General features: G+C 72.9%; 15 protein-coding genes. 12 read left to right on the top strand and 3 right to left on the bottom strand.

All coding sequences use genetic code 11. The features are described 5' to 3' along the window. Positions 1 to 4: 4 nt before the first annotated feature. The 5 genes from AFM16_RS09300 to AFM16_RS09280 all read left to right on the top strand — a co-directional run bounded on the left by AFM16_RS09300 (position 5) and on the right by AFM16_RS09280 (position 5,245). Positions 5 to 316: a hypothetical protein gene (locus AFM16_RS09300; protein WP_030796458.1), complete on the top strand. Its 312-nt coding sequence runs from the start codon at positions 5 to 7 to the stop codon at positions 314 to 316. Positions 317 to 323: 7 nt separating this feature from the next. Next, positions 324 to 1,139 carry a TlyA family RNA methyltransferase gene (locus AFM16_RS09295; protein ID WP_078633019.1) on the top strand — a complete coding sequence of 272 codons (816 nt, stop codon included), beginning with the start codon at positions 324 to 326 and terminating at the stop codon, positions 1,137 to 1,139. Beyond that, positions 1,136 to 2,041 carry an NAD kinase gene (locus AFM16_RS09290; RefSeq protein ID WP_030796452.1) on the top strand — a complete coding sequence of 302 codons (906 nt, stop codon included), beginning with the start codon at positions 1,136 to 1,138 and terminating at the stop codon, positions 2,039 to 2,041. The genes AFM16_RS09295 and AFM16_RS09290 overlap by 4 nt, the downstream gene beginning before the upstream one ends. A 92-nt stretch (positions 2,042 to 2,133) precedes the next feature. After that, positions 2,134 to 3,852, top strand: a complete 1,719-nt coding sequence (gene recN, locus AFM16_RS09285; protein WP_030796449.1) for a DNA repair protein RecN — start codon at positions 2,134 to 2,136, stop codon at positions 3,850 to 3,852. 265 nt (positions 3,853 to 4,117) lie between these two features. Continuing rightward, positions 4,118 to 5,245: a glycosyltransferase family 4 protein gene (locus AFM16_RS09280; RefSeq protein WP_179123260.1), complete on the top strand. Its 1,128-nt coding sequence runs from the start codon at positions 4,118 to 4,120 to the stop codon at positions 5,243 to 5,245. A gap of 6 nt (positions 5,246 to 5,251) precedes the next feature. Here AFM16_RS09280 and AFM16_RS09275 read toward each other — a convergent pair whose 3' ends face one another. Both AFM16_RS09275 and AFM16_RS09270 read right to left on the bottom strand, forming a co-directional pair. Then, positions 5,252 to 6,898 (bottom strand): PucR family transcriptional regulator, encoded by a 1,647-nt coding sequence (locus tag AFM16_RS09275; protein ID WP_078633017.1) that lies wholly within the window; start codon positions 6,896 to 6,898, stop codon positions 5,252 to 5,254. 79 nt (positions 6,899 to 6,977) lie between these two features. After that, entirely contained in the window at positions 6,978 to 8,360 is a 1,383-nt protein-coding gene (locus AFM16_RS09270; RefSeq protein WP_078633016.1) for an FAD-binding oxidoreductase, read from the bottom strand. A gap of 153 nt (positions 8,361 to 8,513) precedes the next feature. Here AFM16_RS09270 and AFM16_RS09265 point away from each other — a divergent pair, with 153 nt between their 5' ends. Further along, a complete protein-coding gene (locus AFM16_RS09265; protein WP_078633015.1) occupies positions 8,514 to 9,515 on the top strand; it encodes a DUF5996 family protein in 1,002 nt (333 codons plus the stop codon). Between the two features lie 15 nt (positions 9,516 to 9,530). Here AFM16_RS09265 and AFM16_RS09260 read toward each other — a convergent pair whose 3' ends face one another. After that, positions 9,531 to 11,333, bottom strand: a complete 1,803-nt coding sequence (locus AFM16_RS09260) for a glycoside hydrolase family 15 protein (RefSeq protein WP_030796435.1) — start codon at positions 11,331 to 11,333, stop codon at positions 9,531 to 9,533. Between the two features lie 603 nt (positions 11,334 to 11,936). On the opposite strand from AFM16_RS09260, the gene pyrG reads away from it, so the two are divergent. The 6 genes from pyrG to AFM16_RS09230 all read left to right on the top strand — a co-directional run bounded on the left by pyrG (position 11,937) and on the right by AFM16_RS09230 (position 20,062). Further along, on the top strand, positions 11,937 to 13,601 hold the full coding sequence (pyrG, locus tag AFM16_RS09255) for a CTP synthase (RefSeq protein ID WP_030796432.1): 1,665 nt from the start codon (positions 11,937 to 11,939) through the stop codon (positions 13,599 to 13,601). A gap of 99 nt (positions 13,602 to 13,700) precedes the next feature. Next, positions 13,701 to 14,327, top strand: coding sequence for an NUDIX domain-containing protein (locus AFM16_RS09250; protein ID WP_078633014.1), 627 nt, complete (start codon positions 13,701 to 13,703; stop codon positions 14,325 to 14,327). A gap of 191 nt (positions 14,328 to 14,518) precedes the next feature. Next, on the top strand, positions 14,519 to 16,675 hold the full coding sequence (locus tag AFM16_RS09245) for a tetratricopeptide repeat protein (protein WP_078633013.1): 2,157 nt from the start codon (positions 14,519 to 14,521) through the stop codon (positions 16,673 to 16,675). Positions 16,676 to 16,809: 134 nt separating this feature from the next. After that, entirely contained in the window at positions 16,810 to 17,934 is a 1,125-nt protein-coding gene (gene ald / locus AFM16_RS09240; protein WP_030796424.1) for an alanine dehydrogenase, read from the top strand. Positions 17,935 to 18,347: 413 nt separating this feature from the next. Then, a complete protein-coding gene (locus tag AFM16_RS09235; RefSeq protein WP_078633012.1) occupies positions 18,348 to 19,484 on the top strand; it encodes a ParA family protein in 1,137 nt (378 codons plus the stop codon). Beyond that, entirely contained in the window at positions 19,469 to 20,062 is a 594-nt protein-coding gene (locus AFM16_RS09230; protein WP_078633011.1) for a hypothetical protein, read from the top strand. Before AFM16_RS09235 ends, AFM16_RS09230 begins: the two co-directional genes overlap by 16 nt. Positions 20,063 to 20,396: the final 334 nt, after the last annotated feature.

The following is a 20,396-nucleotide window of genomic DNA, read 5'->3' as shown; positions in this document are numbered from 1 at the left end:
GGGCATGAGCGACACAGTGCCGGAGAGCGTCCCCGAGCCGGTGGACGGGCCCGCGGCCGCAGCGGAGAACACGCGGGTGGAACCGGAGTACGACCCCGCCGCGCCCGCCCCGCTGGCCGTCCCCCGCACCCCCACCGGCCACGCCGAGGTCGACGCCCAGCTCGACCGGCTGGCCGACGCCGACCACCTCGCCACCGACGGGCACGTCGAGGTGTACGAGGATGTACACCGGGGGCTGCGCGACGCGCTCACCGCGCTCGACGCCCGCCCGGGACCTCCGGCGCCCCCGGCACCGTACGGACAACACAGGAGCTGAACCGAACGTGGCAGGAGTCGCACGCCGCCGTCTGGACGCGGAGCTGGTCCGCCGCAAGCTCGCGCGCTCGCGGGAGCACGCCGGGCAGCTCATCGCGGCCGGGCGGGTCACCGTCGGCAAGACCGTCGCGACCAAGCCGGCCACCCAGGTGGAGACGGCCGCCGCGATCGTCGTCGCCGTCGACGCGGATGATCCCGACTACGTCTCCCGGGGCGGGCACAAGCTCGCCGGGGCGCTCGAGGTGTTCGTGCCGCAGGGGCTGCTGGTGAAGGGGCGGCGCGCGCTGGACGCCGGCGCGTCCACCGGCGGCTTCACCGACGTGCTGCTGCGGGCGGGCGCCGCGCACGTCGTCGCCGTGGACGTCGGATACGGACAACTCGCCTGGTCTCTGCAGAGCGATGAACGCGTCACCGTCAAGGACCGTACGAACGTACGCGAGTTGACGCTTGAAGCGATCGATGGGAAGCCAGTGGATCTTGTCGTGGGGGACTTGTCCTTCATCCCGCTCGGGCTGGTGCTGCCGGCCCTGGCACGCTGTACCGGGCCGGACGCGGATCTGGTCATGATGGTCAAGCCGCAGTTCGAGGTGGGGAAGGAACGGCTCGGCAGTGGGGGCGTCGTGCGCAGCCCCGAGCTGCGGGCCGAGGCGGTGCGCGGCGTCGCCGGGAAGGCGTGGGACCTGGGGCTCGGGGTGCAGGGCGTCACCGCCAGCCCGCTGCCCGGACCCTCGGGCAATGTCGAGTACTTTCTGTGGCTCCGGGCCGGGGCGCCTGCCCTGGACCCGGCCGATGTCGACCGCGCAGTGGCGGAGGGGCCCCGTTGACACCGAACCGAGCTCGAACTGTTTTCCTGCTCGCCCACACGGGCCGGCCCGCCGCGATCCGCAGCGCGGAGCTGGTGGTGAAGGGGCTGCTGCGCGAGGGCATCGGGGTGCGCGTCCTGGAGTACGAGGCCGCCGACCTGCATGTGCCGGACGAGGTGGAGCTGGTCTCCGAGGCCACCCCGCAGTGCCTGGAGGGGTGCGAGCTGCTCATCGTCCTGGGCGGTGACGGCACGCTGCTGCGCGGCGCGGAGTTCGCCCGCGCGTCCGGGGTGCCGATGCTCGGCGTCAACCTGGGCAGCGTCGGCTTCCTCGCCGAGGCCGAGCGCGACGACCTCGACAAGGTCGTCGACCGGGTGGTCTCCAAGGCGTACGAGGTCGAGGAGCGGATGACCGTCGATGTCGTCGTGCACCGCAACGGCGACATCGTGCACACCGACTGGGCGCTGAACGAGGCGGCCGTGCAGAAGGCGGGCGCCGAGAAGCTGCTGGAGGTCGTGCTGGAGATCGACGGCCGTCCGGTGACCGGGTTCGGCTGCGACGGCATCGTGCTGTCCACGCCCACCGGGTCCACGGCCTACGCGTTCTCCGCCGGCGGGCCGGTGGTGTGGCCGGAGGTCGAGGCGCTGCTGATGGTGCCGATCAGCGCGCACGCGCTGTTCGCCAAGCCGCTCGTGACCTCGCCGAACTCCGTGCTGGCCGTGGAGCTGCTGCCGCACATCCCGCCGGGTGTGCTGTGGTGCGACGGGCGGCGGACCTTCGAGCTGCCGCCGGGCGCCCGGGTGGAGGTGCGGCGCGGCGCGGTGCCGGTCCGGCTGGCGCGACTGCACCACGCGTCCTTCACGGACCGGCTGGTGGCGAAGTTCGCGCTGCCCGTCGCGGGCTGGCGCGGGGCCCGTCACTGAGGCAGGCCCCGGGGTCCTCCACCCGCCCGGGTGACAGGGCGCCTCGCACTTCTCCGGTCGGACCTCGTAAGGTCTTCCCCGTGTTGGAGGAGATGCGGATACGGTCGCTCGGAGTCATCGACGACGCTGTCGTCGAACTGTCGCCCGGCTTCACCGCCGTCACCGGTGAGACGGGCGCGGGCAAGACCATGGTGGTCACCAGCCTCGGGCTGCTGCTGGGCGGGCGGGCCGATGCCGCGCTCGTGCGGATCGGCGCCGAGCGTGCGGTCGTGGAGGGGCGGATCTCCGTGCCCGCGGGCGCCCCGGTGGCGGTCCGGGCCGAGGAGGCCGGGGCCGAGCTGGACGACGGGGCGCTGCTGATCAGCCGTACCGTTTCCGCCGAGGGGCGCTCCCGGGCGCACGTCGGCGGGCGGAGCGTGCCGGTGGGCGTGCTGGCCGAGCTGGCGGACGAACTGGTCGCCGTGCACGGCCAGACCGACCAGCAGGGGCTGCTGAAGCTGTCCCGGCAGCGGCAGGCGCTGGACCGGTATGCCGGGGACGCGGTCTCCGTGCCGCTGGCCAAGTACACCGAGGCGTACCGGCGGCTGCGGGCCGTGGCCGTCGAGCTGGAGGAGATCGTCACCCGGGCGCGGGAGCGGGCCCAGGAGGCCGATCTGCTGCGCTTCGGGCTCGACGAGATCTCCGGTGTCGAGCCGCGCGCGGGCGAGGACACGGAGCTGGCGGAGGAGGCGGAGCGGCTCGGGCACGCCGAGGCGCTGTCGTCGGCCGCCACGGCCGCCCACGCCGCGCTCGCGGGCAACCCGGAGGACCCGGAGGGCATCGACGCGGCGACGCTCGTCGCGGGCGCCCAGCGGGCCCTGGAGGCCGTTCGCTCGCACGATCCGGCGCTGGCCGCGCTCACCGACCGGATCGGGGAGATCGGGATCCTGCTGGGTGACGTGGCCGGGGAGCTGGCGGGGTACGCCGACGACCTGGACGCCGATCCGCTGCGGCTGGCGGCCGTGGAGGAGCGGCGGGCCGCGCTGACCGGGCTCACCCGCAAGTACGGCCAGGACGTGAACGCCGTTCTCGCCTGGGCCGAGGAGAGCGCCGCGCGCCTGACCGAACTCGACGGCGACGACGAGCGGATCGACGAGCTGACCGCCGAACGGGACGGGCTGCGCGCCGAACTGGGCGGGCTCGCGCAGGCGCTGACGGACGCCCGCACGGAGGCCGCCGAGCGGTTCGCCGCCGCCGTGACGGCCGAGCTGGCGTCGCTGGCGATGCCGCACGCGCGCGTGTCGTTCGCCCTGCGGCAGACCGAGGACCCGGAGGGCGTCGAGGTCGGCGGCCGTACGGTCGCGTACGGGCCGTCGGGTGTCGACGAGGTCGAGCTGCTGCTCGCCCCGCACCCGGGGGCGCCGCCCCGGCCGATCGCCAAGGGCGCGTCCGGCGGTGAGCTGTCGCGCGTGATGCTCGCCGTGGAGGTGGTGTTCGCGGGCACCGACCCCGTGCCGACGTATCTCTTCGACGAGGTCGACGCCGGGGTCGGCGGCAAGGCGGCGGTGGAGATCGGGCGGCGGCTCGCGAAGCTCGCCAAGAGCGCGCAGGTCGTGGTCGTCACCCACCTGCCGCAGGTCGCCGCGTTCGCCGACCGGCAGTTGCTGGTGGAGAAGACGAACGACGGGACGGTCACCCGGTCCGGGGTGAAGGTCCTGGAGGGCGAGGAGCGGATCCGGGAGCTGTCCCGGATGCTGGCCGGCCAGGAGGACTCCGAGACGGCCCGGGCGCACGCGGAGGAGCTGCTCGCGACGGCACGCGCGGACGGGTAGCGGAGCCGAGGCCGGAATCCGGGTTCCAGTCGGACGGCAATCGAACGGAACCCCGACTTTTCTCACTCGTGTGAGTGACGTGTGCCGCCGTGTCGCCGGACCCCGCGGCGCTCGGCGGCACGGAACACCCGTGCGTGCTGGCATCCTTGGGCGTAGTTCGTGGAGGAATCCGAGCGGTTCACCCCTCCGTCCCGTCCTTCTGTACTTTCTTCGTGACCGCACGTCCTTCGTGACCGTCCGATGCCGAACCAGGAGCCCCGGCCACGTGAGCAGCCACTCACCGCACGGCCAGTCGTCGCTGCGCACCGTCCAGGTGCTGGGCGGCGGCAACGCCGCCAGCAGCGCGCATGTGCGCTCCCTGGCCGCCGGGCTCGTCGCACGGGGCGTGCGCGTGACGGTGTGCGCCCCCGTGGACGCCGATCACACCTACGACTTCACGGGCGCCGGTGCCGAACACGTGCCCGTGCCCCGCAGCAGCGACCCCGGCTCCGTGGCGGCGCTGCGGGCCGCCTGCACGCACGCCGACCTGGTCCACGCGCACGGACTGCACGCCTCCTTCCGGGCCGTCCTCGCGCTCGGCGGCCGCACCACCCCGCTCGTCGTCACCTGGCACAACCGGGCGCACGCCGACGGCGCCCGGGCGCATCTGCTGCGGCTTCTCGAACGCCGGGTGGCGAGGGCGGCGGCCGTGGTGCTCGGCACGACGTCGGAGCTGGTGGACCGGGCCCGCCGTACGGGCGCCCGGGACGCGCGCCTCGCGGCCGTGGCGCTGCCCCGGCCCCGGGCCGTCGAGGGCCCCGAGGACGGCGAGCCGCCGCACCCCAAGGTGCGTGCCGAACTCGGCGCCGTCGAGCGCCCGTTGCTGATGGCGGTCGGCTCCCTGGACCGCCGTCGCGGCTACGGCCTGCTGCTGGACGCCGCCCGCGTCTGGCGGGACCTCGATCCCGTGCCGCTGGTCGTCGTCGCGGGGGAGGGCCCGCTGCGCCCGGAGCTCCAGAGCCGGATCGAGGAGGAGGAACTGCCCGTCCGGCTGATCGGGCGGCGCGACGACGTCGGCACCCTGCTGGCCGCCGCCGACCTGGCGCTGCTGCCCGGCTGCGCCGAGTCCCGGTCGGTCCTGGCACAGGAGGCCCTGTACGCGCGCGTGCCGCTGGTCGCCGTCGCGAAGGGCGGCATCCGTGAACTCGTCGGCGACGCGGCCGCGTTGGTGCCGGCCGACGATCCGCACGCCTTCGCCGAGACCGTCGCCGGTCTGCTCGGCGATCCCGAACGGTGCGCGGAGCTGCGGGACCTGGGCAGCCGTCAGGCCGCGACCTGGCCGACCGAGGACGAGACCGTGGCCCAGGTCCTCAGCGTCTACGACGAGTTGACGCAGCCCCGGCCCATGATCTGAGCCCGCTCACTGCTGCGCGTGCCGGCGGGCGCGCAGGGCCAGGCTCAACGCCAGGACCGTCTGCGGGTCGTCCAGGTCGGTGCCGAGCAACTCCCCTATGCGGGCGAGGCGGTTGTAGAGCGTCTGCCGGTTGAGATGCAGCTCGCGCGCGGTCTCCGCCTTGCGGCCCGCATGCGCCAAGTACGTCTCCAGGGTGGGCAGGAGGGGCGGTTTGGAGCGCCGGTCGTGGTCGCGGACCGGACCGATCGCACGGTCCACGAACGCCGCCAGGTCGGGGTGGTCGCGCAGCCGCCACAGCAGCAGGTCGATGTCCAGGCGCCGGGCGTCGTACCAGGGCCGGTCGGTGAGCCCCTGGGCCGCGGTCGCCGTCTCCGCCGCGTGCCGCAGGCCCGCCGAGGCCGCCGCCCAGCCGCCCGCGACCCCGACCACCACCACCGGCGGCGGGGCGCCCGGACGCTGCATCCCGGCCCGCTCCACCCCGGCCCGCAGCGCCGCCGCGACCCGGTCGGCCACCGCCGAGCGCTCCGACTCCGTGCGCAGCCCCAGCAGCAGCGGCACCCGGCCCTCCACCGGCCGCACCCCGAGCAGCACCGGCACGCCCACCGACGCCAGTTCCTCGGCGACGGCCCGCGCCAGCACCGCCCAGCCGCCGCCGGGGGAGAGCGTGTCGCCGATCCGCATCACGACCGGCAGCAGCGGTCCCGAGCCCGGCTTGAAGCCGAGGACCCGCGCCTGCGCCGGCGCGTCCTCCGGAGTGATCCGGCCCTCGGCGAGGTCGGTGAGGAAGTCGCCCCGGCCGCGCGCCGCCAGCTCCTCCTCCTGGCGGGCCTGCATCAGCACCACGGCCAGGATCCCGGCCGCCCGCTCGGCGGCGATCCGGTGCACCGGCGCCAGCGGGGCGCGCACGGGCAGCAGCACGAGCCGGGCGCGTACCGAACCCGCCCCCGGGCCACCGCCGGGCACGTCCACCAGCACCGAACCGGCGGGCGGCGGCGCGTCCTTGTGCGGGCCGCGCATCCCCTCCCACACCTGGAGCGGATCCGCCCCCTCCGGACCCTCCCCGGCCGCGTACAGCAGTTGGCCGTCCGTCGTCTCCAGGAACACCGGGTTGCCGCTGAAGTCCGCCAGGATGCCCAGCACCTGGGGGATGCCCCCGCCGCCGAGCAGCGCCTCCGTACAGCGCCGGTGCACCTCCTCGGCCCGCTGGAGCAGCGCGTAGTGGCCGTTGACGATCTCGGTGTGGATCTCCTCCGTGACCGCCACGAACGGCACCTCGCGGTGCAACTGGACCAGGGGCAGCCCGGTCGCCCGCGCCGTCTCCACCAGCGCCGCGGGCAGCCGGGTGAAGCGCGGGCCCAGCTCGATCACCAGGGCGGCGATGCCCCGCTCGGCCAGGGTGCGCACGAACGCCCGCTGCTCGGCCGGGCGGGTGCCGAGGCCGTACCCCGTGGTCAGGAGCAGTTCGCCGCCCTTGAGCAGCGAGGCGATGTTCGGGACCTCGCCCGCGTGCACCCAGCGCACGGTCCGGCCCAGGCGCTCGCCGCCCGCCAGGATCTCGGGGAGCCCGCTGCGCAGCCCGGGCAGCTCCAGCGCGCGCCGCACGGTGATGCCCGCGCCCTGGCTGTCGAATCGGTGGTCCGTACGGCTGTCCATGCAGCGGACGCTACCCGCGCGCGGGTTCCGGCAGCATCTCCGGGGGCGGGGCGAACCCGGAGGTCACGGCGCCGGCCGTTCAGGCGGGCCGGATGTTGTGGTTGAAGCGGAAGACGTTGTCGGGGTCGTAGGCCCGCTTCACCCGCGCCAGCCGCCCGGCGTTCTCGGCGCCCACCCCGGCCACCACCCGGTCGGCGCCCTCGTCGCCGATGAAGTTGAGGTAGACCGCGCCCGTGCTCCACGGCCGCGCGTCGGCCCGGACGTCCCGCACCCAGCGGATGCAGCGCTCGTCGTCGGCCGGGTCCTCCCAGAGCCCGAAGGGGTGCACGCCCCACGGCGCGTCCCGGTAGGGCACCGGGAACTCGTGCGGCCCGGCGGCGATCGCCCCGCCCTGCGGGAACAGCGCGTGCAGGGTGCCCGTCGGCACCGGCAGGTCCTCGCCCCGCGCGCAGAACACCTCCACGTAGTCGTCGGGCGCGCCGGTCAGATACTCCGCCGACCAGTAGTTCCGCATCCCCGGCGGATCGTCGAGCATGCACTGCACGTCCGCGTACGGCAGCGCGCCGACGACCTCGCCCTCGTGCGGCAGCGCCAGCAGCGGTTCGGCCACCTTGCGCAGATCCGCCTCGGACCCGGCGTACGTCAGCAGCACCCCGCACACCAGGCTTCCCACCAGGTGCGGCGGGACGAACTCCTCGGGCGGAGCGGTCAGATACAGCACCGCGCCGCTCGCCTCGTCGGGGGCGGCCGCGATCACGTCGCGGTAGGTGCGGGCGGCCTCCCGGCCGAACTCGGGGCGGTACAGCAGCAGGGCGATGGCGAACTCCGGCAGCTCGTACAGCCGCAGGGTGAGGGAGGTGGCGACGCCGAAGTTCCCGCCGCCGCCGTGCAGGGCCCAGAACAGGTCCGTGTCGTCGTCCGCGTCCGCCCGCACCCGCCGGCCGTCCGCGGTGACCAGGTCCACGCCGAGCAGATTGTCGACGGCCAGCCCGTGGCAGCGGTCCAGCCAGCCGGTGCCGCCGCCGAGGACGAAGCCGCCCACGCCCGTGGTGGAGGCGCGCCCGCCGGTGGTGGCGAGGGCGTGCGGCTCGCAGGCGCGGTCCAGGTCGCTCATCGTGGCGCCGCCCGCGATCCGCGCCGTACGGGCCTCGGGATCGACAGTGACCGCGCGCATGTGCCGCAGGTCGATCACCACGGCGCCGTCGCCCAGCGCGCTGCCCGCCACGCTGTGCCCGCCGCCGCGCACCGCGATCTTCAGGTCCAGCTCGCGGGCGAACCGCACCGCCCGGACGACGTCGTTCTCGTCCACGCACTGCGCGATCACCGCCGGACGCCGGTCGATCATCGCGTTGAAGACGGTCCGGGCCTCGTCGTAGCCGGGGTCCCCCGGGGCGAACACATCGCCGACCAGATCCTCGCGCAGCGCGGCGAGGGCCGCGCCCGCCTTCGATGGGGAGGCCATGGGGCGCCCCCTTCCGGAAACAGGGGCTGTGGGCCATTCCAGCCTAGAACGGGTCCCGCCGGCCCGCGATCAGGCGGGCCTCCCGGCCGCGTGCGACAGTGGAGACCTCCGCCGATCGCGCCGACGGGAGGGGGAGTTCCCCGTGAGCGAGCAGTGAGCCAGCACGGCACCGCGCCACCGGCCATGGCCTACGAGGACCTGGCCCCCATGGTCGACTACGTGAACCGCGTGGTGCAGGTCGCGGGCAAGTACACCCTCGACGAACCCTTCGAGGTCGGCTGGGGGAACATCGTCCTCGACGTCACCCCGCGGGGCCTGTGCACGCGCACGCTGCGGCGCGAGGGCGTCACCTTCCGGGTGCACTACCGGCTGCTCGACGGCGACGTGGTCATCGAGACCGACAGCGGCTCACGGACCCTGCCCCTGGCCCACGACTCGGTCGCCTCCTTCTACGGCGCGTTCTGCCGGGCCGCGGGCGAGTTCGGCATCCGTCCCCCGCACACGTCCCTGATCTGCGAGATCCCCGGCGCCCCCGCGAACCTCGAAGGCGATTCCGCCGCGCGGACCTGGGACGCCGGCACGGCCCGGCTGATGTGGACCGCGCTGGACCTCGCCGCCGGCGGGCTGGAGGCATGGCAGGCGCCCTTCCTGGGGCACCGGCCGCGGGTCGGGGTGATGTGGGGCGGCTTCGACCTGTCCGCCACCCGCTGGCGTGAACAGCCCACCGTGCCGGAGCCGAACCGGCCGCCGTTCCAGCAGAACGCCCAGCTCCACGCCTATGTGTCGGTCGGGTTCTCCTTCGGGGACGCCCAGGCGCCGCACACCGGCATGTACGCCTACATCTGGCCCCAGCCGGACGGGCTCGCGAACCGGTCCTGGGGCGTGAAGGGCGCCGCGTGGCATCCCGACGCGGGGCTGGTCCGACTGCCGTGGTCCGCGCTCAGGGAGACCCCGGACCCGCGGCAGGCGATCGTGGCGTTCGGCGACGCGGTCTACGACGCCGCGGTCGAGACGGCCGGCTGGCCGCCCGGCCTCGTCGGTCCGCGCGTCGACGGCTGGTACATGAGCACGACGCCGTCCGACGTCGTACAGCACCGGGAACGCGAGCACGCGGAGCAGCGGCGCCGGGATCAGCAGGGCGACGGGCGCGGCTGATCCCGGCCGGGGCGCTCAGCCCCCGTACGCCCCCGACGCCGTCAGCCGCAGGGCCGTGTCGATCAGCGGGACGTGGCTGAACGCCTGCGGGAAGTTGCCGACCTGGCGCTGGAGGCGCGGGTCCCACTCCTCGGCGAGCAGACCGAGGTCGTTGCGCAGGGAGAGCAGCTTCTCGAAGAGCTTGCGGGCCTCGTCCACCCGGCCGATCATCGCGAGGTCGTCCGCCATCCAGAACGAGCAGGCCAGGAACGCGCCCTCGTCGCCCGGGAGGCCGTCCACGCCCTCGTGATCCCCTTGCGTCGGGTAGCGCAGGATGAAGCCGTCCGAGGTCGACAGCTCGCGCTGGATCGCCTCGATGGTGCCGATCACCCGCTTGTCGTCCGGCGGCAGGAAGCCCATCTGCGGGATCAGCAGCAGGGAGGCGTCCAGCTCCTTCGAGCCGTAGGACTGGGTGAAGGTGTTGCGCTCCTTGTCGTAGCCCTTCTCGCACACGTCCCGGTGGATGTCGTCGCGCAGCTCGCGCCAGCGCTCCAGCGGGCCGTCCGCGTCACCGGACTCGATCAGCTTGATGGTGCGGTCCACCGCGACCCAGGCCATCACCTTGGAGTGCACGAAGTGGCGCCGCGGGCCGCGCACCTCCCAGATGCCCTCGTCGGGCTCGTCCCAGTGCTGCTCCAGGTAGCGGATCAGCTTGAGCTGGAGCAGGGACGCGTAGTCGTTGCGCGCGAGGCCGGTCATATGGCCGAGGTGCAGGGCCTCGGTGACCTCGCCGTACACGTCGAGCTGGAGCTGATGGGCGGCGCCGTTGCCCACCCGGACCGGGGCGGAGTTCTCGTAGCCGGGCAGCCAGTCCAGCTCGGCCTCGCCCAGCTCCCGCTCGCCGGCGATGCCGTACATGATCTGGAGGTTCTCCGGATCGCCGGCGACCGCGCGCAGCAGCCACTCGCGCCAGGCGCGGGCCTCCTCGCGGTAGCCGGTGCGCAGCAGCGAGGAGAGGGTGATCGCCGCGTCCCGCAGCCAGGTGTAGCGGTAGTCCCAGTTGCGGACGCCGCCGATGTCCTCGGGCAGTGAGGTGGTGGGCGCGGCGACGATGCCGCCGGTGGGGGCGTAGGTGAGGGCCTTGAGGGTGATCAGGGAGCGGATCACGGCCTCCCGGTAGGGCCCGTGGTACGTACAGTGCTCGACCCACTCGCGCCAGAACTCCTCCGTCGCCTCCAGCGACTGCTCGGGCTCGGGCAGGGCCGGCGGCTCCTTGTGCGAGGGCTGCCAGGACACGGTGAACGCGATCCGGTCGCCGGGGGCGACGGTGAAGTCCGCGTACGTCGTCAGGGACTTCCCGTAGGTCTCGCAGTCGGTGTCGAACCACACCGAGTCGGGGCCGGCGACGGCGACCGTGCGGCCGTCGTGCTTGTGCACCCACGGGACCACCCGGCCGTAGGAGAACCGCATCCGCAGGGTGGAGCGCATCGGGACGCGGCCCGTGACGCCCTCGACGATGCGGATGAGCTGCGGCGCGCCGTCACGCGGGGGCATGAAGTCGGTGACCCGGACGGTGCCGCGCGGGGTGTCCCACTCGGACTCCAGGATCAGCGAGTCGCCCCGGTAGGTGCGCCGGGCCGCGCGGGGCGGCGGGGCGTCGGAGGCGTGCGCCGGGCCCAGCCGCCAGAACCCGTGCTCCTCGGTGCCGAGCAGACCGGCGAAGATCGCGTGCGAGTCGAAGCGGGGCAGGCACAGCCAGTCCACTGTCCCGTCACGGCAGACCAGGGCAGCGGTCTGCATGTCTCCGATGAGTGCGTAGTCTTCGATGCGCCCGGCCACGTGCAACTCCAGTCGAACGGCCACGTCACCCCCATGCGAAAAGGGGGCTGTCGCTAGTGCGGTCAAGGGGGTCGTTGTAATGCGTCGTTGAGCGGTGAAGCAAAGCAGCCGCTCAGCCGTATGGGCAAAACGCCAATTCTTGCTCAACGAACTGACGAGCTCTCGTTGTTCCGGTGGATACGGACGGGGGTGGTGCCGTGTTCGGCCGGCGGGCTCGGCAGCGAGTGTCCGAGCAGGATACGACGCACGTAGATGATCTGCGTGCCGCTCCGGGCAACGCGGGTGGGCCGAACGGGTGAGCAGCGGGTGAGTGCCTGGTGAGCGGTGGTGTGCGGGTCCCGGAAGTGGTCCCGCCCGTGTCCGTCCGACCGGTTTCGGCCCGGCTCGCACCGCGCATTTCGGACCGTCCCGTACGCGTGCCGTGTCGGCGTGTGCGCGCAGCGTGCGCGGAAGCCATCTCTCCGAGGCGCTGATACCCTGGTAGCCCGTGGACCGGTGGGCTCGAAAACCCCCGAACCGCAGCGACGGCACCCCCGGAAACCTCCGGCCCCACAGTGCCGTACCGCACCCCCAGACCGCGACCACGGGAGCCCCCTCTTGGCCATGCCGCCGGCTGCTTATCGAAACAGCACCACGACGACCAAGCACATCTTCGTCACCGGGGGTGTCGCCTCCTCGCTCGGCAAGGGGCTCACCGCCTCCAGCCTCGGCATGCTGCTCAAGGCGCGGGGCCTGCGCGTCGTGATGCAGAAGCTCGACCCCTATCTGAACGTCGACCCGGGCACGATGAACCCCTTCCAGCACGGTGAGGTGTTCGTCACCAACGACGGCGCCGAGACCGACCTGGACATCGGCCACTACGAGCGGTTCCTCGACCGCGACCTCGACGGCTCGGCGAACGTCACCACCGGCCAGGTCTACTCGACGGTGATCGCCAAGGAGCGGCGCGGCGAGTACCTGGGCGACACCGTGCAGGTCATCCCGCACATCACCAACGAGATCAAGCACCGCATCCGCCGCATGGCGACGGACGAGGTGGACGTCGTGATCACGGAGGTCGGCGGCACGGTCGGCGACATCGAGTCGCTGCCGTTCCTGGAGACCGTCCGCCAGGTCCGTCACGAGGTCGGCCGGGACAACGTCTTCGTCGTGCACATCTCTTTGCTCCCGTACATCGGTCCGTCCGGCGAGCTGAAGACCAAGCCGACCCAGCACTCGGTGGCCGCGCTGCGCAACATCGGCATCCAGCCGGACGCGATCGTGCTGCGCTGCGACCGTGAGGTGCCGACCGCGATCAAGCGCAAGATCTCGCTGATGTGCGACGTCGACGAGGCCGCCGTGGTGGCCTGCCCCGACGCCCGCTCGATCTACGACATCCCCAAGACCGTGCACGGCGAGGGCCTGGACGCGTACGTCGTCCGCAAGCTGGACCTGCCGTTCCGCGACGTGGACTGGACGACCTGGGACGACCTGCTCGACCGCGTCCACAAGCCGGACCACGAGATCACGCTGGCCCTGGTCGGCAAGTACATCGACCTGCCCGACGCCTATCTGTCGGTCACCGAGGCGCTGCGCGCCGGCGGGTTCGCCAACCGGGCCCGAGTGAAGATCAAGTGGGTCACCTCCGACGACTGCAAGACCCCGGCCGGGGCCAAGGCGCAGCTCGCGGACGTGGACGGCATCTGCATCCCGGGCGGCTTCGGCGACCGCGGTGTGCTCGGCAAGGTCGGCGCGATCCGCTACGCCCGCGAGAACAAGATCCCGCTGCTCGGTCTCTGCCTGGGCCTCCAGTGCATCGTGATCGAGGCGGCCCGCAACCTCGCCGACATCACGGATGCGAACTCCACGGAGTTCGACGCGGCCACCTCCCACCCGGTCATCTCGACCATGGCCGAGCAGCTCGACATCGTCGCCGGCGAGGGGGACATGGGCGGCACGATGCGGCTGGGCATGTACCCGGCGAAGCTGGCCGAGGGCTCCATCGTGCGCGAGGTGTACGACGGCAAGGAGTACGTCGAGGAGCGCCACCGGCACCGCTACGAGGTGAACAACGCCTACCGCGCGGAGCTGGAGAAGAAGGCGGGCATCCTGTTCTCCGGCACCTCCCCGGACGGCAAGCTCGTCGAGTACGTCGAGTACCCGCGTGACGTCCACCCCTACCTGGTCGCCACGCAGGCGCACCCGGAGCTGCGGTCGCGCCCGACCCGTCCGCACCCGCTGTTCGCCGGCCTCGTGAAGGCGGCCGTCGAGCGGAAGAATTCCAAGTAACACGTCAGTTGTTACGGTGACCGGGGTGCTTCCCTTCACAGGAGAGCACCCCGGTTTTCGTTTGGTTCGCGTACGGGCACGTGAGAGGGCGGCAAGGGCATGACGATCAAGGACACCCCGGAGGAGTGGGAGATCCGGTCCACGGAGACCCCCTTCGTGGGCAACAAGACCTCGGTCCGCACGGACGAGGTGGTCATGCCCGGCGGTGCGGTGGTCCGCCGCGACTACCAGGTCCACCCCGGCTCGGTGGCCGTCCTCGCCCTGGACGACGAGGACCGGGTCCTGCTCATCAAGCAGTACCGCCACCCGGTCCGGCACAAGCTGTGGGAGATCCCGGCCGGGCTGCTCGACGTGCCCGGCGAGAACCCGCTGCACGCGGCGCAGCGCGAGCTGTACGAGGAGGCGCACGTCAAGGCCGAGGACTGGCGGGTCCTGACCGACGTGTACACGACCGCCGGGGGCTGTGACGAGGCGGTGCGGATCTTCCTCGCGCGAGGTCTGTCCGAGGCCGAGGGGCAGCGCTTCGAGGTCGAGGACGAGGAGGCCGACATGGAGCACGCGCGCGTGCCGGTCGAGGACCTCGTCCGGGCGGTCCTGGCGGGCGATGTGCACAACAACTGCCTGGTCGTCGGCGTCCTCTCCCTGGCCGCGGCCCGCGCCGCCGCCGCCCTCGACACGCTCCGCCCGGCCGAAGCGCCGTGGCCGGCCCGGCCGTTCGAGGCGTAGGCGGGCACACCACCGCTTGTGCGTGCACACCACCGCTTGTGATGTGACGATCGGTTGATCCGATCGGGGGAAGTGGGGGTCGTGGCCGTCCGTACGCGCCGGGAACGTCGCAGAGCGTGAACTAGGCTCTGGAACGGCCCGGTCCGGAGTCCCGGCGGGCTCAGCACGTGCGTGGGACGGGAGCGTGGCCCGTGGCGGATCAGGCAGTGGACACAGGCGGCGTGAAGCTGTCGGGACACGCTGCACCCGAGGTTCATTTCCTGGGCCGCACACGGGAGTTGAAGGAACTGCGCGCCGACATCGAGCGCGCGGGCCTGGACACCATCGCCGGCCGCAAGGCCCCCCGCGCGCGGGTGCTCCTCATCGCGGGGCGGCCCGGCTCCGGACGGACCGCCCTCGCCGAGGAACTCGTCCGGCAGGTCGCGGACCGTTACCGCGACGGCGTCCTGCGCGCCCGCCTCTCCGAGCCCGACGGCACCCCCGTCCCCGTCGAGCGCGCCGCCCGCGACCTGCTCGCCGGCCTCGACGTACCGGTCCCGGCCGGCGCCGACGAGGACGACCTCTCGGCCCTCCTGCGCGAATCCCTCGCCGACCGCCGGGTCCTGCTCCTGCTGGACGACGCGGCCGGGGCGGAGCAGGTCGACGCCCTGCTCCCGAACACCCCCGAATGCCTGCTGGTCGCCGTCTCCGCGGGCCCCCTCACCGGCATCTCCGACGTCCGCCCCTGCACCCTGGGCGGCCTGGACACCAAGTCCGCCCTGGAGCTGCTCACCCGCTACACCGGCTCGGTCCGCATCACCGTCGACCCCCGCTCCGCCGAGGGGCTCGTCGAGGCGTGCCAGGGGCAGCCCGCCGCGCTGATCCTGGCCGGCGGCTGGCTCGCCGCCCGGCCCCAGACCGCCGTCGCCGATCTCGCCAAGCAACTGCACGCCGAGGGCGACGAGGGCACCCCGCTCAGCCGGATCCTGCGGCTCGTGCACGCCTCGCTGCCCGCCCCCGCCGCCCGGATACTGCGACTGCTCTCCCTCGCCCCGGCCGGTCTCGTCGACCCCCACACGGCCTCCGCCCTCGCCGGCTGCTCGGTGGGCGCCGCCCGCACCACCCTGGACGACCTCACCGCCCTCGGCCTGCTGCGGATCGTCCCCTCCCCGCTGCCCGAGTACGAGGTCCCCGGCTGTCTGCACCCCCTGCTGCGGGCCGCCGCCGAGGCCCAGGAACGCCCGGCCGAACTCCAACTGGCCCGCGCCCGCATGCTGGAGCGCACGGTACGGCTGCTCCAGTCCTGCCGGGCCATCACCGAGACCGACAACCCGCAGGCCCGCGAGAAGCTCCAGGGCACCCCCCGCGCGCTGCGCTTCCCCGGCCCCCGGGCCGCCGCCGACTGGCTGCGGCTGCGCCGGCCCGCCCTGCTCGCCGCCGCCCGGGCCGCCGTGGCCGACGGCGAGCTGGACACACTGGCCCGCCGGCTGATGTCCCAGCTCGTCCGGGCGATGGTCGCGCACTTCGGCACCCAGGCCGCCGCCCCCGACCTCTACGGCGTCCACCAGCTCGTCCTCGACGTCGCCGAGCGCCGCGACCTGCCCCGGGAACGCGCCGCCGCCCTGCTGAACCTGGCCGACGTCGACGCCAGGACCGGCCGTACGGCCGAGGCCCTGGTCCGCTACCGGGCGGCGCTGGACGCCGGACGCGAGGCGAACGATCCGTACGCCACCGGCCGCGCGATGGAATCCGTCGGCGGCGCGCATCTGGAGCTGGGCGACTACGAACGGGCCGCCGACTGGTTCGGCCGGGCCCTCGCCCAGCGGCTGGCCCGCGACGAGCGGACGGACGCCGCGCGCCTGTACGGCCGGATCGGCACCGCGCACACCTACGCCGGCCGGTACGGCGAGGCCCAGCGCAACTGGCGGGCCGCCGCCGCGGGGCACCGCAAGAACGGCGAGCCGGCCGCCCACGCGCGGGCGCTGAGCGAGCTGGCCCGGGTCCAGGAGTACGCCGGGCGGCCCGAGGAGTCGCTGCGCACCTGCCAGGAGGCCATGGAGTGGGCGCGGCGCGCCGACGACGAGCGGCTCCAGGCGGCGGTGCAGCTCCGGCTGGCCGACACCCTGGAACACCTGGGCGACCCGGCGGCCGCCCGACTGCACCGAGCCGCGGCGGAGCGCATCCTGGGAGAGGAGTCCCCCGCGCCGGAGCGCGCCACCGCACACGAGCCGGAGCGCGCCGACGGGCCGGCCCCGGCCGGGGCCGCGGAACCGCCCCGGAAGCGGTCCGGCAAGGGCGTTCCTGAGCCAGAACAGCCGGAACATGGCGCTAACGCCTGCGAAATCCGCAGTACATCCGCTGAAGATTGAAGCATTGAAAGGCTAGACAGCGGGAACACCTTCATTAGACTGGCTCTGCCGCACCTTCTCCTGCGGTGTATCCCGGTGTGCCCGCTGCCTCCGGGTTCGTCCTGCTATGCCCCACACCCTCTGAGCCAAGGACCGTGATCCACGTGAAGGTCGGCATCCCCCGCGAGGTCAAGAACAACGAGTTCCGGGTGGCCATCACCCCCGCCGGCGTGCACGAGCTGGTGCGCAACGGCCACCAGGTCTTCGTCGAACGCAACGCCGGAGTCGGCTCGTCCATCCCGGACGAGGAGTACGTGGCCGCCGGTGCCCGGATCCTGGAGACGGCCGACGAGGTGTGGGCCACGGCCGACCTGCTGCTGAAGGTCAAGGAGCCCATCGCGGAGGAGTACCACCGCCTCCGCAAGGACCAGACGCTCTTCACCTACCTGCACCTGGCCGCGTCCAAGGAGTGCACGGACGCCCTGCTGGAGTCCGGCACCACCGCGATCGCCTACGAGACCGTCGAGCTGCCGAGCCGCGCGCTCCCGCTGCTCGCCCCCATGTCCGAGGTCGCGGGCCGGCTCGCCCCGCAGGTCGGCGCCTACCACCTGATGCGCGCCAACGGCGGCCGCGGTGTGCTGCCCGGCGGTGTCCCGGGCGTGGCGGCCGGCCGTGCCGTCGTCATCGGCGGCGGTGTCTCCGGCTGGAACGCGGCGCAGATCGCCATCGGCATGGGCTTCCACGTGACCCTGCTCGACAAGGACCTCAACAAGCTCAAGGAAGCCGACAAGATCTTCGGCACCAAGATCCAGACCGTCGTCTCCAACGCCTTCGAGCTGGAGAAGGCGTGCCTGGAGGCCGACCTCGTCATCGGCGCCGTCCTGATCCCGGGTGCCAAGGCCCCGAAGCTGGTCACCAACGAGCTGGTCTCCCGGATGAAGGCCGGAAGTGTCCTTGTCGACATCGCGATCGACCAGGGCGGCTGCTTCGAGGACTCCCGTCCGACCACCCACGCCGAGCCGACCTTCCCGGTCCACAACTCGGTCTTCTACTGCGTCGCCAACATGCCCGGCGCGGTGCCCAACACCTCGACGTACGCGCTGACCAACGCCACGCTGCCGTACATCGTCGAACTCGCCAACCGCGGCTGGGTGGAGGCGCTGCGCCGGGACGCCGCGCTCGCCAAGGGTCTCAACACCCATGACGGCAAGGTCGTTTACCGCGAGGTCGCCGAGGCGCACGGCCTGGAGCACGTCGCGCTCGACACGCTCCTCGACTGAGTTCCCGGGCGGAGCCTCCCCGCTAAGTCACCTTTTCGTAAAGGCGATACGTCAACTCGGCGTGTCAATCACGCACGACCGGCCGGACCTTGCCCACAAGGTCCGGCCGGATGTGTGTATGGTCACTTTGCGGCACTCGGTCAACTCGCCTCGAACGTAACCCTTCGACCGATTCGCACACCGGTGAAACCTGTCGTGCGACGGCCGTACGCCCTTGACAGCGGGATGTTTCATTGCCGACACATCGGGCCGGGTCCGGCGGATTGTGTTGCTGCGGACGCCCGACACGCCATAGAGTCGCCAACCGTCGGCATGGTGCCACGCTGACCTTGTCTAGAAGTTTCCTGGTCACCAAGGAGGTAAGACGACTTGTGAATGAGTCGACATTTGCTCCCGGGGGTGGTCAACCAGGAATGCCTACGCGGGGCCCGGGTTCCGCGGGGCTCGAGGCTGTCGGCTCCGTCGCTGTCCGAACCTTCGCAGCCCACCAGAGCCAGACCAGCCCCCACATGGCTCTGTCAGCACACCAGAGCATGGACGGTCATCACGTGAACGCCATGGCCGGCGACGGAAGTGGCGCGCCCCACAACCACTTCGCCGACTACGACGAACTGCCCGACGGGCACTTCTACGACCCCGACGCCGAGTACGAGCCCGACCCGGAGTACGCGGCCACCCTCGCGCCCGACGCCGCACGGCAGCGCCGTGAACGCGTCGGTCCGACCGGGCGCCCGCTGCCGTACTTCCCGATCCCGGGACCGCTGACGGACCACGGCCCCGCGAAGATCATCGCGATGTGCAACCAGAAGGGCGGCGTCGGCAAGACCACGTCGACCATCAACCTGGGTGCCGCGCTCGCGGAGTACGGACGCCGGGTGCTGCTCGTGGACTTCGACCCGCAGGGCGCGCTGTCGGTCGGCCTCGGTGTCAATCCGATGGAGCTCGACCTCACGGTCTACAACCTGCTCATGGAGCGGGGCATGTCGGCCGACGAGGTCCTCCTGAAGACGGCGGTCCCCAACATGGACCTGCTGCCCAGCAACATCGACCTGTCCGCCGCCGAGGTGCAGTTGGTCTCGGAGGTCGCGCGCGAGTCGACCCTCCAGCGGGCGCTGAAGCCGCTGATGGACGACTACGACTACATCGTCATCGACTGTCAGCCCTCGCTCGGTCTGCTGACCGTGAACGCGCTGACGGCCGCGCACAAGGTGATCGTGCCGCTGGAGTGCGAGTTCTTCGCGCTGCGCGGGGTGGCGCTGCTGACCGAGACCATCGAGAAGGTCCAGGAGCGGCTCAACCCCGAACTGGAGCTGGACGGCATCCTCGCGACGATGTACGACTCCCGCACGGTGCACAGCCGTGAGGTGCTGGCGCGGGTCGTCGAGGCCTTCGACGATCACGTCTACCACACGGTCATCGGGCGCACGGTCCGCTTCCCGGAGACCACGGTCGCCGGTGAGCCGATCACCACGTACGCATCCAACTCCGTCGGCGCCGCCGCCTATCGTCAGCTCGCCAGGGAGGTGCTCGCCCGGTGTCACGCCGAGTGAGTCTGCCGGGGGCCGACGAACTCTTCCGTACGACAGGGGGAACGGCGCTTCAGCCGTCCGCACCCCGGCGCCAGGCCAACGGCGAGGCCCGGGTGCCCGCGCCGGCGGGCGAGAGCGACGGGACGGCCGCGGGCTCGGCCTCGGGTGAGGACGCGCCCCAGTCCGTGCCCGCGCAGGCCGGGGACGGCGAGGGCGCGGAGCATGTGGCGGCCGACGCGGAGCAGAGCGACGCGGAGTCCCGCAGCCGGGGCGCGGAGCGGTCCGCGCGCCGGCAGGGGGTACCGCCGCAGGAAGGTTCTGCCTCCGCCTCAGCCTCAGCCGAGGGGCAGTCGCGCAAGCGGGGCCGGGCGGCGGCCCGCCGGCCCAGCGGCCGTGAGCGCCACGACGAGAAGATCACCGTGTATGTCTCCGCCGAGGAACTGATGGACCTGGAGCACGCCCGGCTGGTGCTCCGCGGTGAGCACGGCCTGGCCGTGGACCGGGGCCGGATCGTGCGCGAGGCGGTCGCCGTGGTCCTCGCCGACCTGGAGACCCGCGGGGACGCCAGCATCCTCGTACGACGGCTGCGCGGGCGGTAGCGGTAGCCTGCGAGGGCCATGACCTCGAACAACGCCCCCACCCCCGGCCCCCGCCGCCGCACCTTGGGCCGGGGCCCGGGCACGGCGCCTCCGGAAACGGGTCCAGCCGTTGCCCCGACGCCGGAAACGGCCCCGGCGCCCGAAGCGGGCCAGGCGGCAGAGGGCAACCCTGGGCCCGAGTCGGCCCCCGAAGCGGGCCCGGCGGCAGGGGCCGACCCGGTACCCGAGACCGGCCTTGCGGCCGAGACCGAGTCCGGGGTCGAGTCGGCGGGTAGAACCGCGCAGGTCCCTGGGCCCGGGCCGGCCCCCGGCGTCGAACCGGCGGCCGAGGGCA

It is taken from the genome of Streptomyces antibioticus, assembly GCF_002019855.1.
GTDB classification, from domain to species: domain Bacteria; phylum Actinomycetota; class Actinomycetes; order Streptomycetales; family Streptomycetaceae; genus Streptomyces; species Streptomyces antibioticus_B.
Note: the sequence above shows the minus strand (reverse complement) of the source record. Positions and strands in the feature narration are given on the sequence as shown.